The organism is Streptomyces sp. NPDC059455 (genome assembly GCF_042750115.1).
GTDB classification, from domain to species: domain Bacteria; phylum Actinomycetota; class Actinomycetes; order Streptomycetales; family Streptomycetaceae; genus Streptomyces; species Streptomyces endocoffeicus.
The window spans coordinates 1-3,079 of sequence record NZ_JBHYVB010000433.1; the positions used below are offsets into that span (position 1 = coordinate 1).

Annotated in this window: 2 protein-coding genes; both read right to left on the bottom strand. The window is 68.5% G+C overall.

What is annotated here, in order from left to right:
- Positions 1-1,804: tyrosine-type recombinase/integrase (locus tag ACFXB5_RS53225; RefSeq protein WP_385223224.1), on the bottom strand; the 1,804-nt coding region annotated here is incomplete at its 3' end.
- Positions 1,794-2,981, bottom strand: coding sequence for a tyrosine-type recombinase/integrase (locus tag ACFXB5_RS53230; protein WP_385223226.1), 1,188 nt, complete (start codon positions 2,979-2,981; stop codon positions 1,794-1,796). The genes ACFXB5_RS53230 and ACFXB5_RS53225, both read right to left, overlap by 11 nt.
- Between the last annotated feature and the right edge of the window lie 98 nt (positions 2,982-3,079).

Sequence of the window (3,079 nt, forward strand, 5' to 3'; positions counted from 1 at the left end):
AGCCGTGAGGCAGGAACCGGTCGGCCCGGTTGAACAGGTGGAGGCTGTCGTGGTCGTCATGGGAGAAGGTGACGTGGGTGCCGTCCGCCCTCAGTTTCGCGGTGGCCAGGAATGCCTGCTCGGCGTGTTCCTGGCGGGCGGCGACGTAGTGCATCGCCATCGACGGGGTTGCATGCCCGGCATAACGCATCAACACATGGACGGGCAGACCGAGTTCGGCGAGCCGTGTCATCTTGGTGTGACGGAAGCGGTGGGTGTGGCTCAGCCCGACGGGCCTGCCCTTGCTGCCGGTGATCTTCACGATCTTGCTGAACTCGCGGAGCATCCAGTTGTAGGTCCCGGATGGGTAGGGCTTGTCGCCTTGGCGATTGCCGGTCCGCTGCAGGAACAGGTGGCGCGGGACGATGCCGGGAAAGCGGTCACGGACCCACTGCCGTTGTTCCTCGATGACCGCGACGACTTCGGCGTCGACGAGGATGTTGTCCGGCGCGATATCGATCTTGCTCTGCGCGTAGTGGAAGCGGGCGATCTGTTCGTCCTCGGCGGCGTCGACGGCCCGGTCGGGGACCGGGGAGAGGCAGTCGAAGAGGCAGGTGCGGATCTCGCTGGCCCGTCGTCCGGACAGGACCTGCAGCAAAATCATGCGCATGGCCTGCGGGTCGTCAAAGCCGCGGGAGGTGACCTGCTGTCCGTCGCCGCGGGTGAGAAGCATCTGCTCGTCGCGGGCGAGCCCGAGCAGCGGCAGGGCGGCGGGGATCTGCGCGAGGGCGTGGTCGTCGACGTAGTGCTCGTCGTTGAGTTCACGCTGGTGAGGGATGCGGGAGACCTGGCGGAACCAGCCGGCCGCATGCGCGTCCGTGACCGGGGACCACGGGTGTGGTCCGAGGACCTGGCGGGCCTCGGAGGGGTTGGCGGCGACGAACGCGAACAGCTCGGCGACGGCCCGTAGGTCGTCGTTGACCTGGCGCGGGTGGACGGGCTTATGAGCGAACCGCTGGTCGCTTTCGCGCTGAATCCGATTGGCGGGATCGGAGGCCCAGCGCCGGAAGGCGGCGGCGAGTTGGACCGCGTGAGCGGGATCTCCCAGGACATCCACGGGGTCAGGGAAGGTGTTCAGCCAGCGGTCGAAGCGCAAGATGTCCTGCATCCTGTCCTGACTCACAGTCGTCCAGCGCAGGACGCCCGCTTCCATCTGGGTGCCGAGCCACCACTTGACCGCCTCCCGCAGCCATGGGTGCGTGATCTGCGAAGGTGAACAGCCGTAGTGAGCCTGGGGCTCGTGCTCGGCCAGCGGGATGCGCGGGTCGCATCGCGGCTGCCACTCGTCCAGAGTCCACCAGGGCCCGTCCGAACAGCGGGCGAGCAGGGCGAGGCGGCTGAAGCGGAAGATCACCCGCAGCCGGGCGACGCTGCCGCGGGGAATGAGCCGGCCCCAGCGGGTGGCATAGAACCACCGCTGCAAGGCGGCCGCCGTTTCCCAGTCCATGGCTCGGATCGACGTCGGAAAGGGATGGTCGTCGCGGATCGCGCGGCGCAGGATGTTCGCGAACTGGTTGGTGCCCAGCACCGACGAGCGGGTCCCGTCCATCGCCTGCCAGTGCGCCATCCAGGCCAGCTCGGCGGCGATCAGATCGGGCAGACCGGTCAGGTCGATGCGCCGGTCGCCGTTCTCGGTGATCTTCTCCCAGTCGTCGATGCCGTCGCCGATCACCGGTCCCTTCCAGGGCTCGGGCAGCTCCCGCCAGAGCCGCCAGAACGGATCCTCGTCGTCGGCCGCGTGCAGATGACGCTGTTCACCGACCATCGTCGACCTGCCAGGCAGAGATGTACGACTTCCAGTTCGCCGCGGCCCGAAGGGCCTCGTCCTCGCGGACCCAGCCATAGAGGTCGAGCGTGGTCTGCACGTGTGCGTGACCGAGTCGCCGGGAGACCACCCACTCCGGCGTCCCGGCCAGCAGCAGCGCGGTCGCGTGGCTGTGCCGGAACCAGTGCGGCGTCCAGGAGGCCGGGCCGATGCGCTTCTTGCGCAGGGAGGACACCTTGTCCCGGACCGTGCCCTCGCGCAGGGCGGCCAGCAGCGGCGGCCTCTCCAGGTTCACCAGCAACGGCGATCCGGCATCGATCTCGATACCGAACTCGGCAGCCCGGCAGGCGAGTTGGCTGAGGTAGTCGGCGAAGAGTCGCTCCAGGTCGCAGCCGACACAGACCCGTCGGGGGCGCATCATCTTCACCCTGGCCCCGTTCGTGTTGCTTTCGCGCGGCACGATCTCGGCATAGGGAGTGGAGCCGCGACCCATGACGAAGTCGCTGATCCGCAGGCCGAGGGCCTCGCCCAGACGCATTCCGGTCTCCGCGAGCAGGGCGAACAGCAGCCGGTCGCGCAGGTTGCCCGCCCACTCGCCGACCGTGGCGTCCGGCATCGCGCAGCCGTCCAGGATGCCCTGAATCTCGCTCGGCAGAAGCAGCGGCGGGCGCCCACGATGCCGCTGTCGCCGGACCCTGACCAGAGAGGACGGCGCCGGAGCAGTGCGGGCTTCCAGGTGCGCGAGCAGGCCCCGGGCCGGGGCCCGGCGCGGTGTCCCGCGCATGAGCCGGCCCGCGACCGGCACCGAGAAGACCGCCTCCTGCCAGCGGTAGAAGGAGATGAGCGCGGCCAGTCGCGCCTCCAACGTCCCGTCCTCCGGGGCCTGTTCGGGCTCGACCAGGGTGTGCTCGACGGTGCGGCCGTTGCGCAACCAGGACAGAAACCCCGCGACCGCCGGGACCCCGAGGTCGCCCCACCTCCCGGTCTCGTTACGTTGTTCGAGGAACGTCCACCACTGGGCCAGCGAGGTCGCATATCCGCGGACCGTGTTCGGTGACCAAAGTTGCCGATGGGCCTCCAGCCAGTCCTCGACCGGCGCGACGGTCCGGTACTTCTCGTCGATCACGGTCCACGTCCGCTGCCCGTTCGCGGGCCGGACCGCCAAGCTGTGTGCCACTGATGTCGTTCCGTCTCGTTGAAGAACTCCCGTTGATAGCAATGCATCAACGACGCAGAACGCTCACGGTGACGCTCGTTGCAGACAGAGAAGAGAGA